Origin of the sequence: Bacillus sp. AP50, assembly GCF_040492675.1 — a bacterium.
Taxonomy (GTDB): Bacteria; Bacillota; Bacilli; order Bacillales; family Bacillaceae_G; genus Bacillus_A; species Bacillus_A cereus.
On the sequence record NZ_JBEUTW010000776.1, the window covers coordinates 1 to 2,803 of the forward strand.

The following is a 2,803-nucleotide window of genomic DNA, read 5'->3' on the forward strand; positions in this document are numbered from 1 at the left end:
CATTAGTTTAGGTTCTATTGTTTGAATACTTTGTTTTAGAAGGTATATAATCTGAAATTGAAAATTTTCCAAATGAATTGCCATTTTTTATTTCTAATCCAACATCAGGTACTCAATGAAATGGTATGAAAGATTATAGGCTGGTGATACGACATTAAATAAGAGGAATTTGCGCGCAGCAAGAGTCCTAGCTCAGATTTCTACTAGAGAAAAATATTTAGTTGGAGTTGATATGTTAATAAAAAACGGATAGATGTGGAAACTAAATATTCATGACATTAAGGATAAAGGTCAGGAAATATAATTTGGTATTCTGGGAATAACCGGAGGTCCGTAGTTAAAGTTGCATAGAATTTGTATTTTGTTTCTAATTTTTCAATTGTTGTTAAGTGATGAGAACCTAGTCCACGCTGTACACTATGTTGAGAAAGAGTCGGCCCAATTTGTAATTTTCGTTTTTTCATTGCATCGTTCCATGGACTATAAAAAAATTTAAAAATAAAAGCAGGTTCCATGTAAATGCTATAAGGATAATGCGAACCATGTCTCCCGACTCTATAGTTCCCGTGCGAATTATTGTGAATTAATCTACCGTTAAGATATAGTTGGTTTGGATTAGGTTGAATTATTATGCCGTGATAACGTTGTTTAACAAGCGGAGAGCTATATCTTGGATTAGTGTAGCCATGAGTCGGTTCGTCAATCATCATAATCATTCTTATTGAAAACATATTGCCACCCATAGTGCTAAGTGATTTGAAAAATTGTTCTTTATTATAACAGCACAGGAATTCTGTCGTATTCAATACCATTTTCCATCCTGTAATTTCTCTTTCAATTTCCATAACTTCTTGATCAACTAAATAAGCATCAAATTCGAGTGATTTTGAGTTTCGTATTTCCCAATTAGGAGCGAATGTTTTACAGATTTCAACTGAACGATCAGTGGATCCACGATTAATAAGAATGCCATGATCAAATAGCTTTGTATGGTGCATTAACTAAATATTCTTCATTGTAAAAATGAGAAATTAAAGTAGTCTTAATCAAAATCACCTCCGTATTTAACCTGCTTCTTATTTAATATGATATGGAAGGAAACCTATTGTTAGAAGGTTTCCTCTTAAAAGTTTTAAACCACATAGGGTATGTGGATGGATTAGTATATAAAGTAGTCTAATTGATAAAGAGTGGTATTAAAAAGTACAAAATCTAAAATGAGCATCGAATTAGTGTATAACGATTGAAACGGCACTGAAAACTAATAAAACAGCCATAATGATGTTGAATAATTGGTTATGTTTTACTAATATTTTTTGGAATATTGAACCAAATAAACTCCAACTAAATGTACTTAGTAAACCGACTATACCTAGAAATAATGAGAAAAGCAGAAAACTTGAATATGAATTGTAGTAGGGGAGTATGAAAGTCGATACTACAGTCAGTCCGAATAATATCCCTTTAGGATTAACGAATTGAAGAGAAATCCCCACAGTGAATAAGTTTTTATTATCTTTTTCAACGGGATTCGTACTGCTTTTACTGGTAAGTATTTTAATAGCTAAATATAACATATACGCTACACCTAAAATTTTTAAAGGGAATTCGATTATGGGTAAGATATTAAGTAGTACAACATTAAAGAAACTACATAAAGAAGTGAGGATGAAAAAACCAAAAGCTACTCCGAAGCAAAAGTTTATGCTTCTCTTTAATCCATGTTGATTTGCGTATGTCATAGCTAAGAAATTGTTAGGACCAGGTGTGAAGCTACTTATAAATACAAATAACAAAAAAGAAAATATAGGCATTTGAACCCCCCTAATTATTTTTGTATGTTATAATGACCGAAAAGAACAATATAACGTGTGCTTTTTATTATACATAACGGTCGTTATATTGTATATAGTGTGGGAGTGTTTTTTATGGAAGAAATTCAACTTATACTAGCGAAAAATTTAAAAACTATAAGAGAAAAAGAAAAATTAAGTTTGGAAAAAGTTTCCCAATTAACAGGTGTGAGTAAAACGATGATTGGACAAATTGAAAGAGGAGAATCAAGCCCGACACTAACAACAATATGGAAAATTGCAAATGGCTTGAAAGTTTCTTTTACCTCTTTAATCAACAATCCTCAGCCTGATACGAAAGTGATCTTAAGAAAAGATATTCAAGCATTGTCTGAAGACAATGGAAAATATAAAGTGTATCCTTCTTTTCCTTTTCAAGATGATAGACATTTTGAAATGTATACAGTAGAAATAGAAACAGAAGGGAAATTAAGTTCAGAAGGGCATAAAGAAGGCGCAGAAGAATTTATTACGGTATTTGAAGGTGAATTGACAGTAGAAGTGAATAACTGTCAATATACATTAAATAGTGGAGATTCAATTCGTTTTAAGGCCGATAGATCACACTCTTATTATAATTTAGGGGAATCTTTGACTCGATTAAGCATGACAATTTATTATCCAACTGCATAAGTTTACATTTATAGTAACAAAAGATAAAACCATCTTTAAGAGATGGTTTTTATTTTTTATTACTCACAAAAAAAGACACTCATCTGAGTGTCAACATAGTATTGCTCTCGCGTATAGGATTGGAGTACGTTTCTCAAATACGTATTGAGATGGTTCGTAAAAAAGAAACTGTCTTCATATTTAATGTAACATCGGTGGAAGTCAGTGTAAATTGATAATATATATACGGAAAATTTAGTATAGATAGTTTCTACTATGAATATAGTGCAATTTGTTCTTTAATGCGCCACCACTTTTATGAAATAATTGGGAGGTTC

Annotated in this window: 2 protein-coding genes and 1 pseudogene; 1 reads left to right on the forward strand and 2 read right to left on the reverse strand. The window is 31.4% G+C overall.

Annotation, left to right across the window (positions count from 1 at the left end):
• Positions 1 to 278: 278 nt before the first annotated feature.
• Both ABWK52_RS29395 and ABWK52_RS29400 read right to left on the reverse strand, forming a co-directional pair.
• Positions 279 to 1,050, reverse strand: a pseudogene (locus tag ABWK52_RS29395) (glycosyltransferase family 2 protein).
• Between the two features lie 179 nt (positions 1,051 to 1,229).
• Positions 1,230 to 1,814 (reverse strand): LysE family translocator, encoded by a 585-nt coding sequence (locus ABWK52_RS29400; RefSeq protein WP_001121281.1) that lies wholly within the window; start codon positions 1,812 to 1,814, stop codon positions 1,230 to 1,232.
• A 57-nt stretch (positions 1,815 to 1,871) separates the two neighbouring features.
• Here ABWK52_RS29400 and ABWK52_RS29405 point away from each other — a divergent pair, with 57 nt between their 5' ends.
• Positions 1,872 to 2,486: a helix-turn-helix domain-containing protein gene (locus ABWK52_RS29405; protein WP_116291545.1), complete on the forward strand. Its 615-nt coding sequence runs from the start codon at positions 1,872 to 1,874 to the stop codon at positions 2,484 to 2,486.
• Positions 2,487 to 2,803 lie beyond the last annotated feature (317 nt).

Bases quoted from the DNA above. Each gene is read 5' to 3' on its own strand.
- ABWK52_RS29400 (WP_001121281.1), bottom strand. From the start codon at position 1,814: ATGCCTATATTTTCTTTTTTGTTATTTGTATTTATAAGTAGCTTCACA.